The 22,050-nt window shown below is 70.1% G+C and carries 16 protein-coding genes; 7 read left to right on the forward strand and 9 right to left on the reverse strand.

What is annotated here, in order from left to right; translation table 11 throughout:
- Window positions 1-3 precede the first annotated feature (3 nt).
- Entirely contained in the window at window positions 4-2,403 is a 2,400-nt protein-coding gene (locus tag AC07OZ_RS24580) for a TonB-dependent receptor (RefSeq protein ID WP_495469883.1), read from the reverse strand.
- A 222-nt stretch (window positions 2,404-2,625) separates the two neighbouring features.
- Here AC07OZ_RS24580 and AC07OZ_RS24585 point away from each other — a divergent pair, with 222 nt between their 5' ends.
- A complete protein-coding gene (locus tag AC07OZ_RS24585) occupies window positions 2,626-3,228 on the forward strand; it encodes an RNA polymerase sigma factor (protein ID WP_495469699.1) in 603 nt (200 codons plus the stop codon).
- Window positions 3,229-3,230: 2 nt separating this feature from the next.
- The gene (locus AC07OZ_RS24590) at window positions 3,231-4,271 is read left to right on the forward strand and encodes a FecR family protein (RefSeq protein WP_495469700.1); all 1,041 of its coding nucleotides are present in this window, start codon (window positions 3,231-3,233) and stop codon (window positions 4,269-4,271) included.
- A 564-nt stretch (window positions 4,272-4,835) separates the two neighbouring features.
- Here the strand turns inward: AC07OZ_RS24590 and AC07OZ_RS24595 are convergent.
- Window positions 4,836-5,096 (reverse strand): helix-turn-helix domain-containing protein, encoded by a 261-nt coding sequence (locus AC07OZ_RS24595; protein ID WP_495469701.1) that lies wholly within the window; start codon window positions 5,094-5,096, stop codon window positions 4,836-4,838.
- Between the two features lie 69 nt (window positions 5,097-5,165).
- Between AC07OZ_RS24595 and AC07OZ_RS24600 the strand changes: the two genes are divergently transcribed.
- Window positions 5,166-5,444: a hypothetical protein gene (locus AC07OZ_RS24600; RefSeq protein WP_495469702.1), complete on the forward strand. Its 279-nt coding sequence runs from the start codon at window positions 5,166-5,168 to the stop codon at window positions 5,442-5,444.
- Between the two features lie 107 nt (window positions 5,445-5,551).
- Here AC07OZ_RS24600 and pdxR read toward each other — a convergent pair whose 3' ends face one another.
- Complete coding sequence (pdxR, locus tag AC07OZ_RS24605; RefSeq protein ID WP_495469703.1) at window positions 5,552-7,030, reverse strand: MocR-like pyridoxine biosynthesis transcription factor PdxR; 1,479 nt, start codon at window positions 7,028-7,030, stop codon at window positions 5,552-5,554.
- A 129-nt stretch (window positions 7,031-7,159) separates the two neighbouring features.
- Between pdxR and AC07OZ_RS24610 the strand changes: the two genes are divergently transcribed.
- Entirely contained in the window at window positions 7,160-8,914 is a 1,755-nt protein-coding gene (locus AC07OZ_RS24610; protein WP_495469704.1) for a M24 family metallopeptidase, read from the forward strand.
- Here the strand turns inward: AC07OZ_RS24610 and AC07OZ_RS24615 are convergent.
- The 4 genes from AC07OZ_RS24615 to AC07OZ_RS24630 form a co-directional block, all read right to left on the reverse strand.
- Entirely contained in the window at window positions 8,875-10,338 is a 1,464-nt protein-coding gene (locus tag AC07OZ_RS24615; protein WP_495469705.1) for a M81 family metallopeptidase, read from the reverse strand. The two genes, AC07OZ_RS24610 and AC07OZ_RS24615, sit on opposite strands and share 40 nt — an antisense overlap.
- Window positions 10,339-10,343: 5 nt before the next feature.
- Complete coding sequence (locus AC07OZ_RS24620) at window positions 10,344-12,413, reverse strand: serine hydrolase (protein WP_495469706.1); 2,070 nt, start codon at window positions 12,411-12,413, stop codon at window positions 10,344-10,346.
- Window positions 12,414-12,482: 69 nt separating this feature from the next.
- Complete coding sequence (locus AC07OZ_RS24625; RefSeq protein WP_495469707.1) at window positions 12,483-14,483, reverse strand: serine hydrolase domain-containing protein; 2,001 nt, start codon at window positions 14,481-14,483, stop codon at window positions 12,483-12,485.
- Window positions 14,484-14,493: 10 nt separating this feature from the next.
- Window positions 14,494-16,785: a TonB-dependent receptor gene (locus tag AC07OZ_RS24630; protein ID WP_495469708.1), complete on the reverse strand. Its 2,292-nt coding sequence runs from the start codon at window positions 16,783-16,785 to the stop codon at window positions 14,494-14,496.
- A 175-nt stretch (window positions 16,786-16,960) separates the two neighbouring features.
- On the opposite strand from AC07OZ_RS24630, the gene AC07OZ_RS24635 reads away from it, so the two are divergent.
- The gene (locus tag AC07OZ_RS24635; RefSeq protein ID WP_495469709.1) at window positions 16,961-17,683 is read left to right on the forward strand and encodes a helix-turn-helix domain-containing protein; all 723 of its coding nucleotides are present in this window, start codon (window positions 16,961-16,963) and stop codon (window positions 17,681-17,683) included.
- A 7-nt stretch (window positions 17,684-17,690) separates the two neighbouring features.
- Here AC07OZ_RS24635 and AC07OZ_RS24640 read toward each other — a convergent pair whose 3' ends face one another.
- Window positions 17,691-19,106, reverse strand: coding sequence for a peptide MFS transporter (locus AC07OZ_RS24640; RefSeq protein ID WP_495469710.1), 1,416 nt, complete (start codon window positions 19,104-19,106; stop codon window positions 17,691-17,693).
- A gap of 125 nt (window positions 19,107-19,231) precedes the next feature.
- Between AC07OZ_RS24640 and AC07OZ_RS24645 the strand changes: the two genes are divergently transcribed.
- Together AC07OZ_RS24645 and AC07OZ_RS24650 are read left to right on the forward strand one after the other, a co-directional pair.
- A complete protein-coding gene (locus AC07OZ_RS24645; protein ID WP_495469711.1) occupies window positions 19,232-20,383 on the forward strand; it encodes an NAD(P)/FAD-dependent oxidoreductase in 1,152 nt (383 codons plus the stop codon).
- Window positions 20,384-20,531: 148 nt separating this feature from the next.
- Window positions 20,532-21,521 (forward strand): dipeptide epimerase, encoded by a 990-nt coding sequence (locus tag AC07OZ_RS24650; protein ID WP_495469712.1) that lies wholly within the window; start codon window positions 20,532-20,534, stop codon window positions 21,519-21,521.
- Here AC07OZ_RS24650 and AC07OZ_RS24655 read toward each other — a convergent pair.
- Window positions 21,518-22,003, reverse strand: coding sequence for a DUF1579 domain-containing protein (locus AC07OZ_RS24655; protein ID WP_495469713.1), 486 nt, complete (start codon window positions 22,001-22,003; stop codon window positions 21,518-21,520). The genes AC07OZ_RS24650 and AC07OZ_RS24655 overlap by 4 nt on opposite strands.
- Between the last annotated feature and the right edge of the window lie 47 nt (window positions 22,004-22,050).

A 22,050-nucleotide genomic window follows, 5' to 3' on the forward strand; every position in this document is an offset into this window, starting at 1 on the left:
GTCTCAGAAGCGGAGCGCCGCCGTGACGCCGACGGTGCGCGGGTCACCGAGGTACTCCGCCCGCACCACCTGCGTGGAGCGCGTCAGGATGTAGGCCCGGTTGGTCGCGTTCTTGACCCAGGCCACGACGCGCCAGCGCCGATCCGAGGCCTCGAAGCCGGCGTTCAGGTTCAGCAGGCCGTATCCGGGGATCTGAAGGTTCGGATCGTTGGCGGCGCCGGTGTTGTAGTCGGACTGCCAGCCGTAGTTGACCGCGCCGACGGCGAAGCCGCCGCGTGCGGGGATGCGCCAGTCCGCCGCCAGCGAGGCCTTGTTCTTCGGCGACGAGGCCAGCGGGTTGCCCGTGTAGTTGATGTTCCCGATCTCGAAGCGGTCGTAGCTGCCGTCGAGGTAGCCGTAGGTCGCTGTCAGGCCCAGCCACTTCGCGGGCTTCCACGCCACCTCCACCTCTGCGCCGCGCACGGTGGCCCGGCTCGCGTTGATGATGCTCAGGATGCCGGTCACCGTGTTGTTCACGAACTCCTGCTTGTCGCGATACGCCATGTCGAACACGGAGACGTTCACGCGGAGCCGGTTGTCCAGCCATTGGGACTTGAGCCCGACCTCGCGGTTGGTGACCGTCTCCGGATTGAAGGGCGTCGACAACGCGGCCAGCGAGCTCGCGTCCGTGTTGAAGCCGCCAGCGGTGAAGCCGCGGGTGACGCTGGCGTAGAGCAGCATCTGCTGCGACGGCTGCCAGTTCAGCGCGATGCGCGGCGTCCATTCGCTCCACGAGGCGCGCAGGCCCTGCGCGGAGAAGCTGGCCGCCGGACGCACGAGGTCCGCGCGGTCCAGCGAGGCCGTCTTGCGGTCGTAGGTGTAGCGCGCGCCGGCCGTGAGATCCACGGTCGACGTCCAGTGCCAGGTGCCGTCGGCGAAGACCGAGGCGCTGCGCGTGCGCACCTGCTGGTCGGCCAAGGTCGACGCGGTGAGCGCGCCGGTCTTCGCGGCCAGCGACTGCAGACCGAGCCGGCGCGAGCCGTCCTCGTCGAGGAAGAACACGCCGGCCTGCAGATGGCCGGAGGTCCAGCGCGGGCTGGCGTAGCGCAACTCCTGCGACCAGGTGCCCACGCGTTCCGAATCGTTCGTCAAGGCTTGCGCGCCCGTGGTCAGCAGCGCGTAGTTGGCGCCAACGCCCGAGTAGTCCTCGCGCGACCTCGAATGACGGAAGGCGGTGATGGAGGTGATCTCGCCCCAGGGTCGCATCCATTCGAACTTGGCGGACGCGCCCCACAGCGTGCGGTCGAAGCCCTGCGGGACACCGACCTCGGACGTCCGGCGATCGCCGTCGTCGCCGAGCGTCACGGACGAGAGCGTCCGGCCGCCGCTGCTGTCCTCGCCGTAGTCCACGCTGACGAGCGCGTCGACGTCGGCACCGAGGGCAGCGCGCCATTGCCCGCGGACGTTGCGGCTCTGCAGGTCATCCTGGTCCCGCCTGGTGAGCCGGTCGCGTCCGGTGCCGTCGCGGTCGCGCGTGGCGACGGACAGCTTGATCGCCTGGTCCTCGCCCACCGGCAGGTTGGCCAGCGCGTCCACGTTGACCGCGCCGAAGTTGCCGAGCGTCAGCTGCGTCTCCGCGCTGCGTTCGTTGAACACCGGCTTGCGCGTGTTCATCACGATCGCGCCGCCGGTGACGTTGCGGCCGAACAGCGTGCCCTGCGGGCCCTTGAGCACGGTGAGGCTGTCCAGATCGAAGAGCTCGAAACTGGCGGCGCCGTTGCGGGGGACGAAGACGTCGTCGACGACGACCGCCACCGGCTTGCTCACGCCCATCTGCGAGAAGGTGTTGTTGGCGCCGCGGATCGCGATCGTCGGGTTGGACACGCTGAACGCGGACACGAGCAGCCCGGGCGTCAAACGCGACACGTCCTGCAGGCTGGAGACGCGGTAGGTGTCCAGGGTCGCGCCGGAGAAGCTGGTCAACGCGATGGGCACGCTCTGCGCGGCCTCGGGCCGGCGCTGCGCGGTGACGGTCACGGTGTCGAGGGCGCTGACCGTGTCGTCGGTGGCGCCGGTGCCGATGCCGGTGACGGCCGCGGCGGTGCCGGTGTCGGACGCGGGGCGAAAGATGACCAGGGCCCGCGTGCCATCGCGCTTGAAGGTCAGCGGCGATCCGTCGAGCAGCTCGCGCAGCGCCTCGTCTTCCGCCCGGCGACCGCGCACCCCTTTCGTCGCGACCCCCGTCACGTCATCTGCCTTGTAGAAGATCTGCGCACCGGTCTCGCGGGCGAATCGATCGATGGCGGGCTTGAGATCGCCGGCCGGGATGTCGAAGTCGAACGCGCGAGTCTGGGCCTGCGCGCCGCCGGCGCACAGCACCGCGACGGCCAGCACGGCAGGGCGGAAGGGGATGGGGCTGAACATGACGGAAATCCTTGACGGAAGGGGAGGGAGGGCTCTCCCTTCCTTAGACGCGCCAGCGCCAGGGATCCGGCATTCATTTTCCGGACTATTTTTCTGCTGCCGGCGTACCGGATTTGCGTTGCCCGTTCGTCCTAGTAGATGACGGGGATGGATGAATGACGGAATGATGACAAGCACGATGAACGCTGCGCTGTGCGGCGATGTCGAACGCGGGGAGCCGGCGTGTCGCTCGATGAGCTGAAACGGTGGTTCGTGGAGGAAGTGCTTCCCCACGAGCCGCAGCTGATGCGCTTCCTGCGCAGGAACTGGCGCGACGTCGATGAGATCGATGATCTCCGGCAGGAGGTCTATGCACGCGTGTTCGATGCCGCGGCGCAGCGCCGGCCCGATTCCGCGCCGGCCTTCGTGCTGTCGGTGGCGCGGCACCTGCTGATCGACCGGGCGCGCCGGACGCAGGTGGTGTCCATCGAGGCCTACGCGGATATGGAGGCCGTGATGCCGACGGCGGACGAACTCAGCCCGGAGCGGCATCTCGCCGGCAGGAGCGAGCTGCGGCAGCTCGAAGCGGCGCTGGCGGCGCTGCCCGCGCGCTGCGGCGAGGTCGTGCGCCTGCGCAAGGTGGAAGGCCTCTCGCAGCGGGAGGTGGCCGAGCGGCTCGGCATCACCGAGGACACGGTGGAGCGGCAGGTGTCCAAGGGCATCCGGGCGCTGGCGCAGGCGCTGGGGCGCGACGACCGCGGTGCAAGGACGCAGACGCGCGACCGGCGCGCGCAGGACGATCACGAGGCGGCGCAGGGCCAGGACCTGCCGACGCGGAAGCATTGACGATGAACAGCAATCACAGGACCCCTGCGGAGGGCGAAACGAACGCCGCCACCGGAGCCAGGGCAGTGGACGCGATGGCGGCGGACTGGCTTGCGGCGCGCGACGGCGAGGGATGGAGCCCGGACCGCCAACGCGCGCTCGACGACTGGCTGGCCCAGTCGACGACGCACCTGGTCGCTTTCCTGCGCCTGGAGGCCGCGTGGACGCGTGCAGATCGACTGCAGGCCTTGCAGGGTTCGCAAAGCTCGCACGGCGTGCCACATGAACCCGACGTCCCGGCACCGTCCCGCAGGTTCGCGCGACCGGCATTCTGGACGCACCGTGTGACACGTTGGGGCGCGGGTGCCGCGGCGGCGCTGGGCCTCGCGCTGAGCATCGGCCTGAGCGAGCCCGGCGGCGTGTGGCCGTGGCGGGCCGGCGAATCGCACGTCACTGCCGTCGGAGAGCGCGCGGTGGTGGCGCTGACCGACGGCTCGTCGTTGACGCTGAACACGGCCACGAGCCTGCGCACGGAAGTCGATGCACGCGAGCGCCGCGTCTGGCTGGACAGCGGCGAGGCCTACTTCGACATCGCCCACGATGCGAAGCGGCCGTTCGTGATCCATGCGGGCACGCAGCGCGTGACGGTGATCGGCACGAAGTTCTCGCTGCGTCGGGACGGTGACCGGCTCCGCGTGCGTGTGGTCGAGGGGCGCGTGCAGGTGGACGGACAGTCCGGTGCGTCGGCGGTCCTGGCAGCGGCCGACACCGGCGAGGCGACACGCGCCTCGCTCAAGCTCGCGCATGAATCGCCGCAGGCGATCGCGGGCGGGCTGGCGTGGATGCAGGGCCAGCTGCAGCTGGATGGCATGACGCTCGCGCAGGCCGCGGCGGAATTCAACCGCTACAACAGGCGCTCACTGCGCATCGAGAACGAGCGCGCGGCGCAGACCCGCATCGACGGCACCTTCGACGTGAACAACGTGGACGGCTTCGCGCGCCTTCTGCGGGCCGGGTTCGGGCTCAAGGTCGAGGAGCGGGGGGATGAGATCGTGATCCGGTGAGTGCTGGCAGGGATGGCACTCATCGCCGCGGCGCTTGGCGAGTCGGGTGCAAAGAGCCCTGTGACAAGCCGAGACCAGGAGTCGGCTACGCTCATTGGCATGACACACGAGGCGGTTTACGACGAAGGCGGGCTGATTGCAGGGGCCGAGATCGATGGGTGGCGTCTCGGATACGTCGGCGCGCCCTGGCCGGGCCCGTGGCCCAAACGGAATGGGGACCTGTTCATCCAGGATCCCAGTGGCGGGCAGGTGGGCATCGCTTGGGAAAGCGGGGGCCCCGACATCGTAAGAATCCTTGGGGCATCTCCAGGACGTCGGGGCGTGTACCAGGTTCGCTTTCCACATCCGGTGAAGTCCGAGCAAGACCTGACCCTGAACTTCCACGCGGTGCTTCCCCTTCTCAAGCGGGCGCTCGCCGCGGCTGACGAACAACAGTAGCGCAAGCGTGGGATCAGAAGTCCAGTTTCGCTTCCCGCGACAGCGGCTCATCCGGCTTCGGCCAGTCGCGACTGTTGAACAGCAGGTAGGCGCCGATGAGGGTGCCGATGGGGAATCCGAGCAGCATCAGGATGGCGATGGCCCTCCGGGCAACCCCGGCCTGATCCCATACAACGCCAGCATCCCGAACACATGCCCGATCGCGACGCCGGGTTCGCCGGACTCGATGCGTGCGATGGTCTGGACGTGGACGCCCAGCCGGGCGCCTGCCGCGCCCTGACTCTCGCCGGCCGCCATGCGCGCGGCCTTCGCCGCGGCGCCCAGCGCCTTGATCGCCTCGAGTGCGCCGTCGTCGATGTCCACGGAGATGCGTTTGCCTTGTGCCATGGGACGGCATTCTCGCCGCAGGAGGCGAGGCGTGCCGGCGGCCCGCGAGGAGCCTGTAGAGTGGCGCCCATGAACCTCCGTCTCCTGTCAGCCGTCGCGGTGACGCTGCTCGCCGTCCAGCTCCCTTCGCCTGCGTTCGCCGCTCCGGGCGTGCCGGCGCGTGTCGACTTCAAGACCATGCCCGACTGCGCCAGGCTGCCCGCGCCCGAAGCGCCTGACGCGCCCGATTGGCACGGGCGTCTGGTCGTCGGCGTGAAGGCCGGTGTGCAGGGCGGTCGGGTGAATGAGCTGGACACCGCCTGCTTGAACAACCCGCCGACCTGTCGAGGCAGGTGCAGCGCGCCGTGAAGAACAACGTCATGGCCGCCATGTCCGATTGGCGATGCGCCATGGAGCTGCGATCGCTGGAAGTCACCTTCACGTTCGACCGGCCCTGATGCGGGACGGCGCCGGGTTCAAGGCCGCTTCGGCCTTGTCCGGCGACTCGACTGCCGCGCCGCCGCGATGGCGGCCTCGAGCTGCGGCAGGGCGTCGTCGAGGGACTGCTCACCCAGTGCGCTGTCACCCAGCAGCACGCCCGGCGCGACCTGCACGCGCTGGCAGAAGTCGGCCACGAGCTCGAGGCGCAATCCACGCTCGGCCGCCTGCTTCACCAGGGCATCCGCCGGCAGATCGTCGGGCAGCCACCAGGTGAAGTGGAACCCGCCGTGCTCGCCGCCGGTCCGCAGCCGCGCCGGCGCGACCGCCCGACGCAAGGTCTCGAGCACGCGTTCCCGCCGCCGCGCGTACACGGCGCGCGTGCGCCGGATGTGACGCGCCAGCCCGCCGTCGGCGATGAACGCCGCGAGCGCACGTTGCTCGATCAATCCGACCGAAGGCCCCATCGCGCGGCAGGCCGCGGCGAACGCCGAGGTGAGCGCCTGCGGCACCACGGCGTAGCCGACGCGCAGGTCGGCGAACATCGTCTTGTTGAAGCTCCCGCAGTGGATGACGCGGTCGTCCTGGTCCAGGCTCTTGAGCGCGGGCAGCGGGGCGCTGCGGTAGTTGAACTCGCTGTCGTAGTCGTCCTCCAGCAGCCACACCGACTGCTCCCGCGCCCACGCCAGCAATTCGAGGCGACGGGCGACCGGCATCGTCACGCCGGTGGGCGACTGGTGCGCCGGCGTCACATGGACCAGCCGCACGCCCGCGTGGCGGCGTGCGCGGGCGACGGAGAAGCCCGCCTCGTCGATGGCCACGGGCGCCAGGCGGCGCGCGAAGGGCGCGAAGATATCCGCGGCCAGCGCATAACCTGGGTCCTCGATCAGCACCTTGTCCGTCGCGCGCAGCAGCACGCGCGCCGCCAGGTTCAGGCCTTGACGGATGCCCGCGACGACGATGACCTGCGCCGGATCGCAGGAGATCCCTCGCGCCGCGCCCAGGTACCGGGCCACCTCCGTCCGCAATTCCCAGGCGCCGAAGGCGTCGTCCTCGACAGAGGCCTGCAGCCGCGTTCCGCGCGCCGCGGCCTGAAGATGACCGCGCCATTCGGCGAGCGGGAACAGCGCGGCATCGGCCACCCGCGCGACGAAGGTCGCATCGTGGCGGGAGGGGCGGGCGGTGGCGGTGCGGGGTAAGACAGGCGGCGCTGGCGGCGGCGTCGACACCGGAGCCCGCATCGCCTTCGTCGTTCGCGCCGGGCGCTCCGGTCTCAGGAAACGGTCGGGCAGCGCGGCGCTCACGTAGGTCCCCGAGCCGACCACGCCGGCCACATACCCTTCCGCACGCAACTGGTCGAAGGCGACTTCGACCGTCGATCGCGCCACGGACAGCCGTTGCGCCAGCGCGCGCGACGACGGCACGCGCATGCCCGCCTTGAGCGTCCCCTGCAGGATGGCCTCGCGCAACAACCGATAGACCCACGCCTGACGCGTCTCGCCGTCAACGAGGGGCAACGCGGGAAGGTCGAAGGGCGCGCCGCCGGCACCAGCGTCGGCCGCCGGTCCGCGAGTCGAAAGTGGCTTGCTCAAAAGGATAAAAGTGGCTGTTCCGAGGAGGCCACAGTGTAGGCAGGATCACTGCCCATGCAAGTCCACCACACCTCCGCCGACGCGCCTCCAGGCGTTCAGCCCGACGACTCATCCGGCAATGCGTTCACCCTCATGCCTCATGGTGTGCGCGTGCCCATGGCCGGACATTCGAGCGTGCTCGATGCCGCGTTGGCCGCCGGCCTCTCGGTGCCGTTCTCCTGCCAGCGCGGCGCCTGCGGTTCCTGCGCCGCGGACTGTGCCGCAGGTGAGGTCGAAGCCGCCGCGGCAGCCGTGGCGAACCCGATCGACCCGGGTCCGGGGCGTGTGCTCATGTGCCAGGTGCGCGCTCGTGGCGAACTCGTCCTGCGGGTGCCGGACTGGGTGCCTCAGGCACCGCCGCAGCAGTTCACCATGCGCGTGCTGGCGCGCCGTCCGCTGGGTCCGGATGTTGTCGGACTCGTCCTCGATCCTGGTCGCGGCCTGGCGACACGGGCCGGCCAGCACGTCCGTGTGCAGCTGCCCGATGGCGACCACCGCTGCTTCTCCATCGCCAACCGCCGCGAGGACGATCGCGATCCCATCGAGTTGCAGATCCGGCGCGTGCCGGGCGGCCGCTTCTCCGATGCGCTGCTGGGTGAGCTGAGGCCCGGCGACGCGCTGGATGTCGAGGCGCCGTTCGGTGCCCCCGCCACGCCTGCATCGGACATGCCGCTGGTCCTGCTGGCCACCGGCACGGGCTACGCCGGCGTGCGGGCCTTGCTCCAGGCCATGCTGGCCGATCCGGCCTTGCCCGGCGTCACCCTGTACTGGGCCGGACGCCATGAGACCGACCACTACGCCCGCGCGGAGCTGGATGCGTGGGCGGCAGCCGACGGCCGCCTGCGCTGGCATGCGGTGTCGCCGCAGGCGACCAAGGGACATGCCGGACAGGACGGCGCCCTGCAAGGCCATGTGCAGGACCATGCGCTGGCGGACGGACACGATTGGTCGGCGGTCCGCGTGCACGCCTGCGGCCATCCGGCGATGCTGCGCGACGCACGCCTGGCGCTGCAGGCCGCCGGCCTGCCCGCCACGCATTGGCATGCCGATGCGTTCGTCGCCAGCGGGCGCGAAGACGCGGCGCACGACTGGGAACGCAGCGGGCCGCACTTCGACCTGGCCGGCATCGTGGCGGCGCGGGAGCGTTCGATCGCCGCCGTCAAGGACATCGCGACGCTGCTGCGCCCAGGGATGTCAGGCGCCGAGGCTCGTGCCCTGGCCGATGAGCGCCTGCGCGCGATGGGATCTCAGCGCAACTGGCATCCGACGATCGTCCGCTTCGGCGAAGACACGACCTGTACCTCGCGCGAGCCGGGAGATCCCTCGCGACGCCTGCGTCCGGACGACATCGTCTTCATCGACATCGGACCGGTCTGGGACGGCTACGAGGGCGACTACGGCGACACCTTCGTCTTCGGCGCCGACGAGACGCACAGGCGTTGCGCGGAAGCGGCCCGCGCGGTGTTCGCGGAGGCCCGCGCGGCGTGGCTGGAAGGCGCGAGCGGCGTGGCGCTCTATGACCTGGCCGAGGCGGCGGCGCAGCGCCGGGGATGTGCGCTGGTCCGCGAAATGGCGGGGCATCGCGTGTCCGACTTCCCCCATGCGCTCTACGGCCGGCACAAGCTGGCGCAGGCCGGCTTCGCGCCGGGGGAGGGACTCTGGGTGCTGGAGATCCAGGTCCGCGACCGGATCCGGCCCGTGGGCGCGTTCTTCGAGGACGTGCTGATGCGTCAACCGAAACCGTGCGGATCCGCCACCCTCGGCCAGTAGTCCAGCGACCTCAGCCGGTACGGCGTGCTCGCGAAGTCGCAGTTCATCGCCCCGGGCGAGGTGACGTAGAGCACCGCCTTGGCGATCGGCGCGAATTCCGCGTGGAAGTGCTGCGTCGACTTCACCACGATCAGCGCCGTGTTCTCGAGCGTCAGGCCCAGGCCGGTGAAGGCGTCCGTGCCGTAGGTCTGCGTGCGGATCGAGCAGAGCACGATGTGCACGCCGTTCGCCGCCTCGACCCGCACGCAGGTGCCGAGCCGCTCGCGCGTGCCGAGCGCGGTCTGCGTGTGGTCCTCGACCACCGCGCGCACCACCACCCGCAGGTCCAGCGGGTCGCCCGAGGCCGGTCCGCACTTGCCGCCGATCCGCAGGTCGAGCTCCGCGCCCACGCCCGCGTCGCGGCAGATGTGTACGGCGCCCAGGTCCCACAGCGCGCCGACGATCGCGTTGCCGATGCCGCGCTGGACGATGCGGCGCAGGATGAAGGTGCTGTCGCAGGGCGCGCCGCCGCCGGGGTTGTCGGCGATGTCGGCCAGCACGACCGGACCTTCGCCCAGCGCCAGCGCGCGATCGAGCGCGCCGTCGATGTCGATCAGCTCGGGGCCGATCTCGTCGCGCAGATCCCAGAACTCGCGGCCCAGTTGCTCCGCGAGCGAGCGGGCGAGCGCCGGCTCGTTGTCGGTCACGACCCAGAGCTTCGCGCCCGCTTCGGGCACGTCGCCCCATGGGAAGCCGTGTCCGAGCGAGATCGACAGGACGCCGGGCTCGCGTTCCAGCGCCTGCATGCGCGCGACGAAGGATTGCATCGGCTCCCGCGTCGTGTGCCAGAGCCCGACCATCTTGCAGTCGAAGGTCGCCGTGACCGGTCGAACGCGGCCCGAGGCCGTGTCGACGAGGATCCGGTAGAGCTCGCGCCCGCGTGGTTCCGCGTCGACGTGCGGGTACTCCTTGAACGCGACGATCGCCGTCGCCGAACGTTGCATCAACGCCGTGAGATGGCAATGGAGGTCGAGCTCCAGTCCGACCGGGACGTCCGGACCGACCACCTTGCGGATGTGCGCCGCGAGGTCGCCCTCGCAGTCGTCGTAGCCCTCGGCCGCCATCGCGCCGTGCAGCAGCAACTGCACCGCGTCGACCGGCATCGCCGCGCGCAGGTCGGCGAGGATCTCGTCGCGCAGCGCCTCGTAGACATGCCGCACCGTGCGGCCCGACGGTTGGGCGATCGCATTCAGGCTTTCGACGACCTCATGGCCGTCCGCCTCGATCAGGTCGCGCAGGAAACGCAGGAAAGCGCCAGTGCCCTCGGGGTCCCGCCGGCTCGCGTCGCCATGGAAGATCCCGTATTCCTCGAAGCCGCCGAGGCCCGTCGGCGCGGGCGCGAAGGTGTTGGTCTCGGTGGCGAGGTGCGCGATGAAGAACTTCATGGGGCTCAGTAGTTGAGGTTGAGGCTCATCAGCTGGCCGACCACACCGATCCAGACGATGCCCGCCAGCGCGAGCGCGACCAGCACGCCCCACACGCGCGTCAGGCGAGTCGACTCGACGCGGAACAACCGCCACGCGACCCACACGCCGACGATCGCCGCCGCGAGCGCGAACACGCCGCTCAGCTGCATCAGGCCGAAGAGCCAGTCGTTGCCGCCGTTGTAGATCGCCAGGTCGGTGCTGAGCACCGGCATGATCAGGACGATCCAGGCGCCCAGGTAGACGAGGTCCACGACGACCGCGATGCGCTGCCAGCGGCGCAGCCGATGCAGCGCGGGCGAGGCGCCGCTGGTGCCGCGGTCCGCGCGGCGCAGCAGCGCGCCCAGCGGCCACGCCACGAGCGCGCTGACCAGCACCAGCAGCGACAGCCCGAGGATGCTCAGCGTCAACGGCGCGGAGCGCAGGAAGGGCGCTTCCTGCAGCACGGAGACGGGGTTCTCGCTGTCGATCACGGTCTTCACGCCGTCGACGTCGACGAGCACGAGTTCCTCCATGCCTCCCTGCTTGCGCCACAACTGCGGCGCGATCTCGCGGAAGGTGGCCATCTCGCCGGTCGGACCGGAGGGGGCCAGGATCGTTCCGTCCGGATTCGCCGCGATCACCGTCTGGTTCATCAGGTAGAGCGCGCTGAGGAAACCGTGCTCGACACGGCGCGAGGTCTGGTAACGGCCCGCGATCAGCTGCGCGTCCTTGGGCGCGGACGCCAGCGCCGGCGCATCGACGACCGGCTTGCCCGGGAAGTAGCGGTCGAGGAATCCCTCCATCAGCGCCTTGCGCGCGAGGTAGACCGCCGAGTCCTTTCCGCGGCTGTTGAAGGACACGAAGATCCCGACGCCTTCGTCCGGCAGCAGGCTCAGGTCGGAATGGAACACGATGGTGTCGCCGCCGTGGCCGAGCAGCGTGCGGCCGTTGCGGAACTCGCGGAAGAAGCCATGCGCCATCACGTTGAAGCCGGGCCGCGCCGGCGCGGACGGGCTGTGCATCAGCGCGGTGGTGGCGGGGCTCAGGATCTCGGCGCCGTCGAGCTTGCCTTGCTGCAGATGCGCGAGCATGAAACGCGCCATGTCCGCCGCCGTCGCGCTGCCGCTGCCCGCGGGCGCCGTGACGACGAGCTCGAACGGGGAGGGGGCCGGGTCGCTGGCCTGCCGGTAGCCCTTCGCGATGAAGGGCTCGAACTTCGCGGGCAGCGGCTGCGCCGTCGTCGAGTGCAGCATGCCCAGCGGCTGGAAGATGTGGCGGTCGACGTAGGTGTCGAAGGGCTCGCCCGACACGCGCTGCACGATGTAGCCCGCCAGCGCGACGCCGTAGTTGGAGTAACCCGGCGCCTGACCCGGAGCGAACAGCATCGGCCGCGGATGCTGCTTCAGGTAGTCCTCGTTGGACGGCGCGAGCTTCGGGTCGTAGGCGAGCAGGTCCTTCAGCCCCTCCTCGAAACCGGCCGTGTGGTTCATCAGATGCCGCAGCGTGACCGGCTTGCCGAAGGTCTGCGGGATCTTGAAATCGAGGTAGTCGTTGACGTCCTGATCGAGATTGAGTTTGCCCGCCTGGACCTGCTGCATCACCGCCGTCCACGTGAACAGCTTGGACGTCGAGCCGGGCCGCACCATCGAGGTCTCGGCGCTCATCGGCACCTTGGCCTTGACGTCGGCGTAGCCGTAGCCCTTCTGGAACAGGACCTTGCCGTCCTTCACCACGGACACCACGGCGCCGGCGATGTCCCCGGCCTCGAGCGAATAGGCGACGCGGCCGTCCAGCCAGGCTTCGAGGTCGGTCGCGGTCAGCGCGACGGCGGAGCGAGCCGCTGATGCGGATGGTGCTGGCGGCTCCGGCGTGGCGGCGACCTTGGGTGCGAGCGGCTTCTCGGGCGGCACGGCGGCCGGCTGCCCGGTCGGCTGCGCGGAGGTCGTCGTGGTGGCGAACGCCAGCGCCAGGGCGCCGGCCAGACCGATCTGCCTGGCGACCCGTGTCGAGGCCCGCATGGCGGCCCGCATCGCGGTGATCTTCATCGGATTCATCGAGCATCCTTCAAGCGAAACAGGCGCGCCTTGTGGGCGCGCCCCGACTCCATCCCGGGAGCCTCGGGTTCAGAAGTTCTGGTTGAAGCTCATCAGGTGGTGGGCGCCACCGATCACGATCAGGACCGCGAAGGCCAGCACCCAGACCACGGCGAGCGCCTTCGCCGCCTTGCTGCTGCTCTTGAGCGCCAGCCGCGCGTGCCACAGGGACACGAGCAGCCCGCCGATGAAGGCCAGCAGGGTCAGTCCTTGCGCGAGGGGCAGGACGACGCTCAGGTCGCCGTCGCCTTCCAGCCGCGTGAACACCAGCGTCCACATCGCGACCGTGAGCAGCACCAGGACGCTGGCGACCCGCACCGCCAGCAGCGGCCGGCCCGGCGCCGCGACACCATGCTTGCGACGCAGCACCGCAGCCACCGGCCACAGCAGTGCCGTGAGCAGCATCGTCACCAGCGACAGGCCGACCAGCAGCAGGGCCAGTCCGCCCGACAAGGCCGGCACCGGCTCGAACACGAAGGCGAAGACGTAGGGCTCCAGGCCCCATCGAACGACGCGGCCGTTCTCGACGATGGCTTGCAGTCGGCGCTTGCCGTGCTCCTCTTCCCACAGGTAGGGCTTCACTTCGCGGAACACGCTGCGCGAGCCGGCCAGCTCCAGCGCGACGCGGCCGTCATCCAGCGCCTGCACCTTCAGCGGGCTGAGCAGCGGCAGCAGCGAGAAGAAGGTCGAGTCTTCGCGACGCGTGCTCTGGTACGAACCGGCGAGCTGCTGCGCATGCTGCTTCGCGGTGGCGTCGTCGACCTGACGGGGCGTCGCGGCGCGCGCGTCCGGCAGGTAGCGATCCGCGAAGGACTCCAGCACCGTGTCCCGCAGCCACTTGCCCTGGCCGTCCTTGCCCGGCGAGTTGACCGAGATGTACAGCCCGATGCCGTCGTCGACGAACAGCAGCAGGTCGGTGTGGAAGAGGATGGTGTCGCCGCCGTGGCCGACAACGCGGTGACCGTTGATGTCGTGCTGGTAGAAGCCCAGCCCGATGCCGAGCAGGTCCGGCATCGGCTTCGTCAGCTGGCCGTGCATCTGCTTCACCGTCTCGGGCTTGAGGAGGCGCGACTCGCCGAGCTGCCCCTGCTGCAGGAAGGCCTGCATGAAGCGCCCCATGTCCGCGCCCGTCGCCGAGAGGCTGCCGGCGGGCGCCAGGCTGACGATCTCGAAGCCCTTGCCGGGTTCGCCCTGTTTCTCGTAGCCCTGCGACATCAGCGGTGCCAGCGCCGGCGGCAGCGGCTGGCGGAAGCTCGCATGCCGCATGCCCAGCGGCGTGAAGATCTTCTGCTCGACGTAGTCGTCGAAGGGCAGGCCGCTGACGCGCTGCACGATGTAGCCGGCCAGCGCCGTCGCGTAGTTCGAGTAACCCGGCCGCGCGCCCGGCTCATAGAGGGCGGGCGGGATGTAGTCCTTCAGCACCTTCGCCAGGTCGGGCGACTTGCCCGAGTAGGTGATCAGGTCGCGCGCCGTCTCCTCGAACCCGGTCGTGTGCGTGAGCACGTGGCGCAGCGTCATCGGCTTGCCGTTGAAGGCCGGGATCTTGAAGTCGAGGTACTGGTTGAGGTCGGCGTCGAGGTCGAGCTTGCCCTGCTCGACCTGCTGCATCACCGCCGTCCACGTGAACAGCTTGGACACGGAGCCGGGACGGAACAGCGTGCGCTCCGCGTCGACGGGCACGCGCCGGTCCCAGTCGGCGTAGCCGTAGCCCTTCTGGACCAGCGGCTGGCCGTCCTTCACGACGACGACGACGGCGCCCGGCACCTGCGCCATCTTCAGCGCGGCGGGCATCAGGCCGTCGAGCCAGGCCTGCGTGTCGGCCAGCGTCATCGGCTGGGCGGCGGCCTTCGCGGGGGCGGCCGATGTCGCGGCCGATGTTGCGGAGGACGCTGCCGAAGCCGGCGCGGCCGCGGTGATCGGCGCGATCGGCGCCGACTTGGGCGTGGTCGTCGGCGTCTGTGCCGATGCCGTCGGCAGCGTCGCGCAGGCGGCCAGCATCAGGGCGCAGAGGCGCAAGGTCAGTGGCTTCATGAGGCGTCGTTCAGAAGTTGTAGGTGACCGAGGCGCCGATCGTGCGCGGCTGCGCCGGCGTCGCGCGCAGCGGGCCGCCGAAGGCGGTGAGCGCCGTGTCGGCGCCGAGGATGGCGCGCTTGTCGGTCAGGTTGCGGACGAAGGCCGACAGCTGCCACGCGCCGAAGTCCATGCCCCACTGCGCGTCGACCAGCGTGTAGGCCGGCATCACGAAGTTGGGGATGGAGGTGGTGTCGCTGTCGTAGCCCGCGTTGCGCTTGCCGACGTGGCGCACCTGCAGGCTGGCGTAGGACGGCTTGCCGGCCAGCGCGAAGTTGTAGCGCGCGCCCAGCGACACGGACAGCTTCGCCGAGTTCGGCAGCCTCGCGCCCGAGGGGCCGAGGGCCGGCGCGTCTTCCTTCAGCTTGCCGTCGGTCCAGGCCAGGCTGCCTTCCAGGCGCCAGTCGTCGTTGATCGCATACCGCGACGCCAGTTCCAGGCCCTTGACCTCGGCCTTGCCGGCGTTGCCCATCACCGTCGTCGCGCCGAAGGCGAGCGGCTGCTGCAGCTTGCTCCAGCGGATGTCGAAGAGCGCGACTTCCAGCGACAGGCGCCGGTCCAGCAGGTCGGCCTTGTAGCCGGCCTCGTAGCTCCAGAGCGTGTCGGCCTCGAACGAGGTCGGCGCGCCGGGGATGACCTGGCCGTTCTCGTCGATGGCCTGCGGGTTGGGACCGCCCGGGCGGTAGCCGCTGGCGGCGCGGACGTACACGCTGCTCTGCTTGTCGAGCGAGTAACGCGCCGTCGCGAGGTAGGTGTTCGACCGGTCCTTGGACGTGGCCGGCTCCGGGAAGTCCGGGACGTCGTTGGTGAGCGTCTCGTACGCCTGCTTGTTGCGCGCCACGCGGGCCCCCAGCGTGAAGGACAGCGCCGAGCTCGGATTCCAGGTCACGTCGCCGTAGACGGCGTTCTCCTCGTAGCTCGCGGGCTGGCCCACGCGCACGAGCTCCATGTCCGCGTCGGCGCCGGTGGGCCGGCCCCACAGGCGCTGGTTGTAGTTGTTGCGTTCCTTGTTGTGATACAGGCCGATCAGCCATTCGACGGTGCCCCGCGCCGACGTCAGGCGCAGCTCCTGCGTTTCCTTGCGCAGCTTCGTGCGGTTGTCCAGCTGCACGAAGTCGAAGGCGCCGCCGCCGAGGATCTCGGTGGCGTCCAGCAGCGTGTCGCCGTTGAAGCGCTGGCTCGACACGATGGCGTTCAGGCGCGCCCAGCCGAAGTCGTAGTCGACGTCCGCCGAGAGCAGGCGCGTGCGGATGCTGTAGGGCTCGGAGATCGACAGGTCGTGCGTCAGGTCGCCGTGCAGCGGCTTGCCGGTCGCGACGTCGTACTGAACCACGCCGGTGCCGTCGCGTTCGATCTTCTGGTCGACCGCGGAGAGACGGACCTTCATCTTCGACATCGGCTCCAGCAGCAGCGCGACCCGTCCGCCGCGCGTGTCGCCGTCGTTGACATGCTTGCCCGGGGCCAGGCCGGAGGCCTTGATGTAGCCGCCGTCATGGTCGTTGAAGGCGGCCACGCGCAGGGCGGCGACGCCAGCGCTCAGCGGCACGTTCACCACCGCGTTCTCCGTGTGGCCGAGCGCACCGCCCTTGATGCCGCGCAGGCCGAAGCCGACCTTGCCGGAGAACTCCCCGGTGTCGGGTTCGTTGGTGACGTACTTGAGCAGGCCGCCCATCGCGCCCGCGCCGTAGAGCGTGCCCTGCGGGCCGCGCAGCAGCTCGATGTGATGCAGGTCCAGCAGCGACATGTCGAGCGCGGCCACCGCCGCGCCGCCGAAGGCGGTGCTGGAGCCGTAGGCCACCTCGTCGACATAGGTGCCGACCGTCGCCGTGCCCGCGCTGCCCACGTTGATGCCGCGGATGCTGACCTGGCCGCGGCCGGGACCGCCGTCGCTGCTCACGTCCACGCCGGGCAGGTTGCCGACGTAGTCGACCAGCGAGCCGGCGCCGGAGCGCTCCAGGCCTTCGGTGCTGATCGTCTCGACGCGCAGCGGCACGTCGCGCAGGGGCTCGCGGCGGCGCGTCGCGGTGACGGTCACGACCTCCAGCTTCTCCGCCTTGACCGCGGCGCGGTCGCCGTCCTTCTCTGCGGGAGCGGACGCGGCGGACGAGGCCGGCGCGGCGGCCTGGCTCCAGGCGGGCAGGGCCTGCATCGCGGCGAGGCAGGGCAGCAGCAGGGGAGCGAAGGCGAAATGCCGCGTGGGCCGCGTGGGCCGCGTGGTCCCTGCGGAAGGCGCTGGTCGGCGGGAACGGGGGGAGGCGTTCATTCGGTGGACTCCTGGCGAGGCGGGCGAAGTTGAGCCGCAAGTTTCCAATTTGGAAAAAGCTTTCACATTGGTGGAAACCTTAGCTGCTATTGAACGAAGCTTCAACCCAGGGTGTTCGCGGTAGTCCGTGGAGGCGGCCTTGCTAAGATCGCCGCACTGTTTGCTTCTCCCGACCATGGCCATCGATTCGAACCTTCCTGGTGACCACATCCGCAGCGTGCGCCGACGGCTCGGCCTCACGCTCAGCGACGTGAGCGGGCGGACCGGCCTGGCGGTGTCGACGCTTTCCAAACTGGAAAAGGGCAACATGTCCCTGTCCTACGACAAGCTGATGCTGCTGAGCAAGGGGCTGGGGGTGGACATGGCGGAACTGCTCGCCGACGCGCCGGGCGCGCGTGCCGCGCCGGGTGGCGGCGGTCGTCGCATCGTGGAGCGCGCGGGGGAAGGGCAGCAGGTCGTGACCGAGAGCTACCAGCAGCTCTACCTGGCGACGGAGCTGCTCAACAAGCGCGTCACGCCGCTGATCGCCGAGGTCAACGCGCGCACGCTGGACGAGTTCAAGGCGGAGTTCGGCGACCTCATCCGGCATCCCGGAGAAGAGTTCGCGTACGTGCTCGAGGGCGAGATCGCCTTCCACTGCGAGCTGTATGCGCCGGTGGTGCTGAAGGCGGGCGACTCGATCTACTTCGACAGCGAGATGGGGCACGCCTACCTGAAGGCGTCCGACGAACGCTGCCGCGTGCTGGCGACCTGCGCGCCGCGCAGCGGCACGCCGGACGGCTTCAGCCAGCATTTCATCGATGTCTCGAAACGTCTGCAGGAGCCGGCGCCCGCGCTAGCACCCTCGGGCAAGGGCGCGAAAGCCACGGCTGCAAAGTCGCGCGGTTCGAAGCGCTGAAGCTTTCTTACTCCCTCTCCCGCTTGCGGGAGAGGGGAGGGGCGAGGGCCAGCGGCCCCTCCAACCGCCTCAACATGGGTCCCAGCGCGAGCAGCGCCAGCGAGGCCGTGGCGGCGAGCGCTGCGAGCAGCACGAAGAATCCGGCCGGCCCGAGCCATTCCCACGCGCGTCCGACGACGCCCGACAGCAGGTTGCCCGCGAAGGCCGCGAGGAACCACGCGGCGATGACCGTCGCGCCCATGCCTGAGGGCGCGAGCCGCGCGAACAGCCCCAATCCGACGGGCAGGATGTACAGCTCCCCGATCGTGTAGACCGCGAAGAACACCAGCAGCCATAGCCCGCTCACCGGCTTGCCATCGGACATCGCGGCCATCGCCGCCAGCAGCAGGTAGGCCGCGGCGACACCGGCCGCGCCGATCGCCATTTTCCTGACCGGCGCCGGTTCGCGCCCCTTCACGGCGGCACGCCGCCAGGCGCGGATCAGCAGCGGCGTGAACAGGAAGACGAACAACGGATTGAGCGACTGCACCCAGGTCACCGGGATCGCGATGCCGAATGCATGCAGGTCGACGCTGGTGTCCGCCCACAACGCCAGCGTGTTGCCGCTGTGCGCATAGGCGCTGCGGAAGACCATCACCGACAGGGCCACCAGCAGCAGCGGCACGACGATCGCGGCGGCGCCGGGCTTGCGCCTCACAGTCCCGTCCCCGGAACCCGCGGCGTCCGCGGATCCCGACGATCCAGCGGACCCGGCCGCATCGGGGCTCGTGGCGTTGGCCGCCCGGGCCGACGTGTCGCGCGGCCGATCCTGCGGCAGATGCCGTCCGCCGAGCAGGTAGATCGCGAGGCCCACGCACATGCCGACGCCCGCGGCGCCGAAACCCCAATGCCAGCCGTACACCTCGCCCAGCGTGCCGCAGGCCAGCGGCGCGAGCAGGCCGCCGAGGTTCACGCCGACGTAGTAGACGTTGTAGGCGCCGCCGCGGCGCGGGTCGTCCTCCGCGTACAGGTCCCCGACCTGGCTCGGCAGGTTGGGCAGGAACAGGCCGTTGCCTAGCGCGATCAGCACGAGGCTCGGATAGAACATCGCCTCCCAACTGAGCGCGAAGTGTCCGACCGCCATCAGGCTGCCGCCCATCACGATCGCGAAGCGCCGGCCCAGCCAGCGGTCGGCGAGGTAGCCGCCGGCGATCGGCGTCAGGAACACGCCGCCGGTGTACAGCCCGTAGATCAGCGAGGCGTCGGCCTGCGTGAAGTGCAGCTGCTTGGTCATGTAATAGACCAGCAGCGCGCTCATCCCGTAGAAGGAGAAGCGCTCCCACATCTCGGTCAGGAACAGCACGGTGAGCCCGCGCGGCTGGCCGAACCAGGTGGCGCGCGAGCTCGTGGTCACGGCGTCGGGAACAGTGCTGGGAGGGGTCATGGTGGCGCTCATCGTCGCGGGGCCTCCGGGGAAATCTCTGCGGGTCTTCCCGTGACAAACAAGGTTGTGCATCGAGTTGTCCGGATGGTAGAGTTATTTTCCAATTTGGAAAGTAGCTAAAAACCATGAGTGAGACGACCGCCCGCAGCGTGGATTGCCTGGTGATCGGGGCCGGCATCGCCGGGGCGTCGGTCGCGGCGCACCTCGCGCCGCACATGACGGTGGCCGTGCTCGAAGCGGAAGCGCACGCCGGGTACCACACGACCGGGCGCTCCGCGGCGCTCTACTCGGCGCTCTACGGCAACGCGCCGGTCCGGGCGCTGACGCGGGCCAGCCGGCCGTTCTTCGATCGACCGACGGCGGGCTTCGCCGAGGTCCCGCTGTTGCGGGTGCGGGACACCCTCTACCTGATCGGCACCGGGCAGCAGGCGATCGCGGATCGCTTTGCCGCCGACGAGGACGTGCGCACGCAGACGCGCCGCCTGGATGCGGAGGAGGTGATCCGGCGCCTCGCGATCCTCCAGCGCGACCGCATCGAGGGTGCCCTGCTCGACGACACGTCGGCGGACATCGATGTCGACGCGCTGCACCAAGGCTTCTTGCGCCAGGCGCGCGCCGGTGGCGTCCGCCTGCATCTGGGGGCACCGCTGCGCGAGCTGGTGCGCGAGAAGAAGGGTTGGCTCGCCCGCACCGACAGCTTCAGCGTGCGCGCGCCGCTGGTGATCAACGCCGCAGGCGCGTGGGCGGATGCGGTGGCCCAGTTGGCCGGCGTCGCGCCCTTGTCGCTGCAGCCGCTGCGGCGGACGGCCGCGTTGATCGACGTGCCGGCGGGCGTCGCCGCCGCCGAGGCGGCCGACTGGCCGGCGGTCATCGCCATCGACGAGAGCCACTACTTCAAGCCCGACGCCGGCCTGCTGCTGATCTCCCCGGCGGACGAAACGCCCAGCCCGCCCTGCGATGCGCAGCCCGAGGAACTGGACGTGGCGATCGCGGTGGATCGCTTCGAGACCTTGAGCGGGCAGCGCGTGGCGCGCGTGCGCCATCGCTGGGCGGGCCTGCGCGTGTTCAGTCCCGACCGCACGCCGGTGGTGGGTTTCGATCCGACGGCACCCGGCTTCTTCTGGTGCGCGGGGCAGGGCGGCTACGGCATCCAGACCGCGCCGGCATTGAGCCGCGCGGCCGCGGCGCTCGCGCTCGGTCATGACCTGCCCGCGGACATCGCCGCCGCGGGCGTCCACGCCCGAGAGCTCTCTCCTCAGCGCTTCCGCAACGCCTGACCCTTCATCGCCATCGCCATCGCCATCGCCATCGCCATCGCCATCGCCACCTGACGCCTCCGTTCACGTCCATGTTCGCTTCAAGCATCGACGTCCAGGATCTCTGGCCTGGTGTCGACGCCGGCCCTCCACGTCCAGTCCTGATGTCATGACCCGCCTTCATCTGTCCAGCCACGTCGAGCAGCTCGTGCTGCGCGAGCCCTTCGTCATCTCCGGCTATCGCTTCACCGAGATGCCCGCGATGCGCGTCACCTTGCGGGACGGCCCGTACGAGGGGCGGGGCGAAGCGGCCGGCGTCTACTACCTGAACGACCGTCCGGCGGACATGCCGGCGCAACTGGAGGCGGTGCGCGAGGCCATCGAGGGCGGCATCGGCCGCCAGGCGCTGCGGCGCCTGCTGCCGCCGGGCGGCGCGCGCAACGCGGTCGACTGCGCGCTGTGGGAGCTCGAGGCCCGCCGGTCGGACCGGTCCGTCTGGCAGCTGGCGGGACTCACCGAGCCGCGGCCGCTGACGACGACGATCACGCTGGGCGCCGATGAACCCGGCGCGATGGCGACGAGGGCGCTGGCGCTGCGCGACATGCGGGCGCTGAAGCTCAAGCTCACCGGTGACACGGACGCCGACATCGCGCGGGTGCGCGCGGTGCGTGGCGCGCGGCCGGACGTGTGGCTCAGCGTCGACGCCAACCAGGGCTTCACGCCCACGACGATCGAGGCGCTGCTGCCGGTGCTGGTCGCGTGCGATGTCAGCCTGGTCGAGCAGCCGTTCGCGCGCGGCCGAGAGGCCGACATGGCGCTCGTCGATTTCCCGATGCCGACGGCGGCGGACGAGAGTTGCCTGAATCTCGACGAACTCGAGTCGCTGCCCGGGCGCTTCGACGTGCTCAACATCAAGCTCGATAAATGCGGCGGGCTGACCGAAGGGCTGCTGATGGCGCATCGCGCGCGGGTGCTCAAGCTCGGCGTGATGGTCGGCAACATGGGCGGCACCAGCCTGGCGATGGCGCCGGCGATGCTGGTCGGCCAGCTGTGTGACATCGTCGACCTCGACGGGCCGACGATCCTGGTGCAGGACGTCGTGCCCGGCGTGCGCTACGGCGATGGGAAGGTGGACTGCCCGGTGACGGTGTGGGGTTAGCCCACCCGCGTGAACCGCATCACCCAGTTGGTTTCCCAGGTGGTCCCGCCATCGGCGGAGAACGCCTGTTCCCACCGGGGCTCGTCGAGGTCGCGCTTGTCCCAGGTGAAACGGACCTTGATGTCGCGGCCGTCGAGCACGTCGTCGGCGTAGAACAAGCCGATCGGGCCGTCGAAGCGGCCCTTGACCGGCACGTCCAGCGCATGCGGCGCGCGGCCGTCCAGCCACCAGATCGCCCACTGGCCGCTCGCCGCATCGAAGGACCGGAGCGCCACCGCGCGATAGCGGCCCTCGGGAAGATCCAGCTCGTTGTCCTCGAGGTTGCCGAGGCCGCCCAGGATGGGCCGCGTCGTGCAGCGGCCCTCGAAGGAGGTCCAGTCGTCGCAGCCGCTCAGGCGTCGATTCAACCGGCGGTGCTGGACGGTCCAGGCGCCGAATTCGAAGTCGAAGTCATCGGCGACTGGGGAGGAGGGCGTGTGCATGGGGGCCTCGGGTCGGGTGGTCGACCGGGCCAGTGTCCGCGCGAGGC

The sequence above is a fragment of the Roseateles sp. GW821-FHT09G03 genome (genome assembly GCF_059416045.1).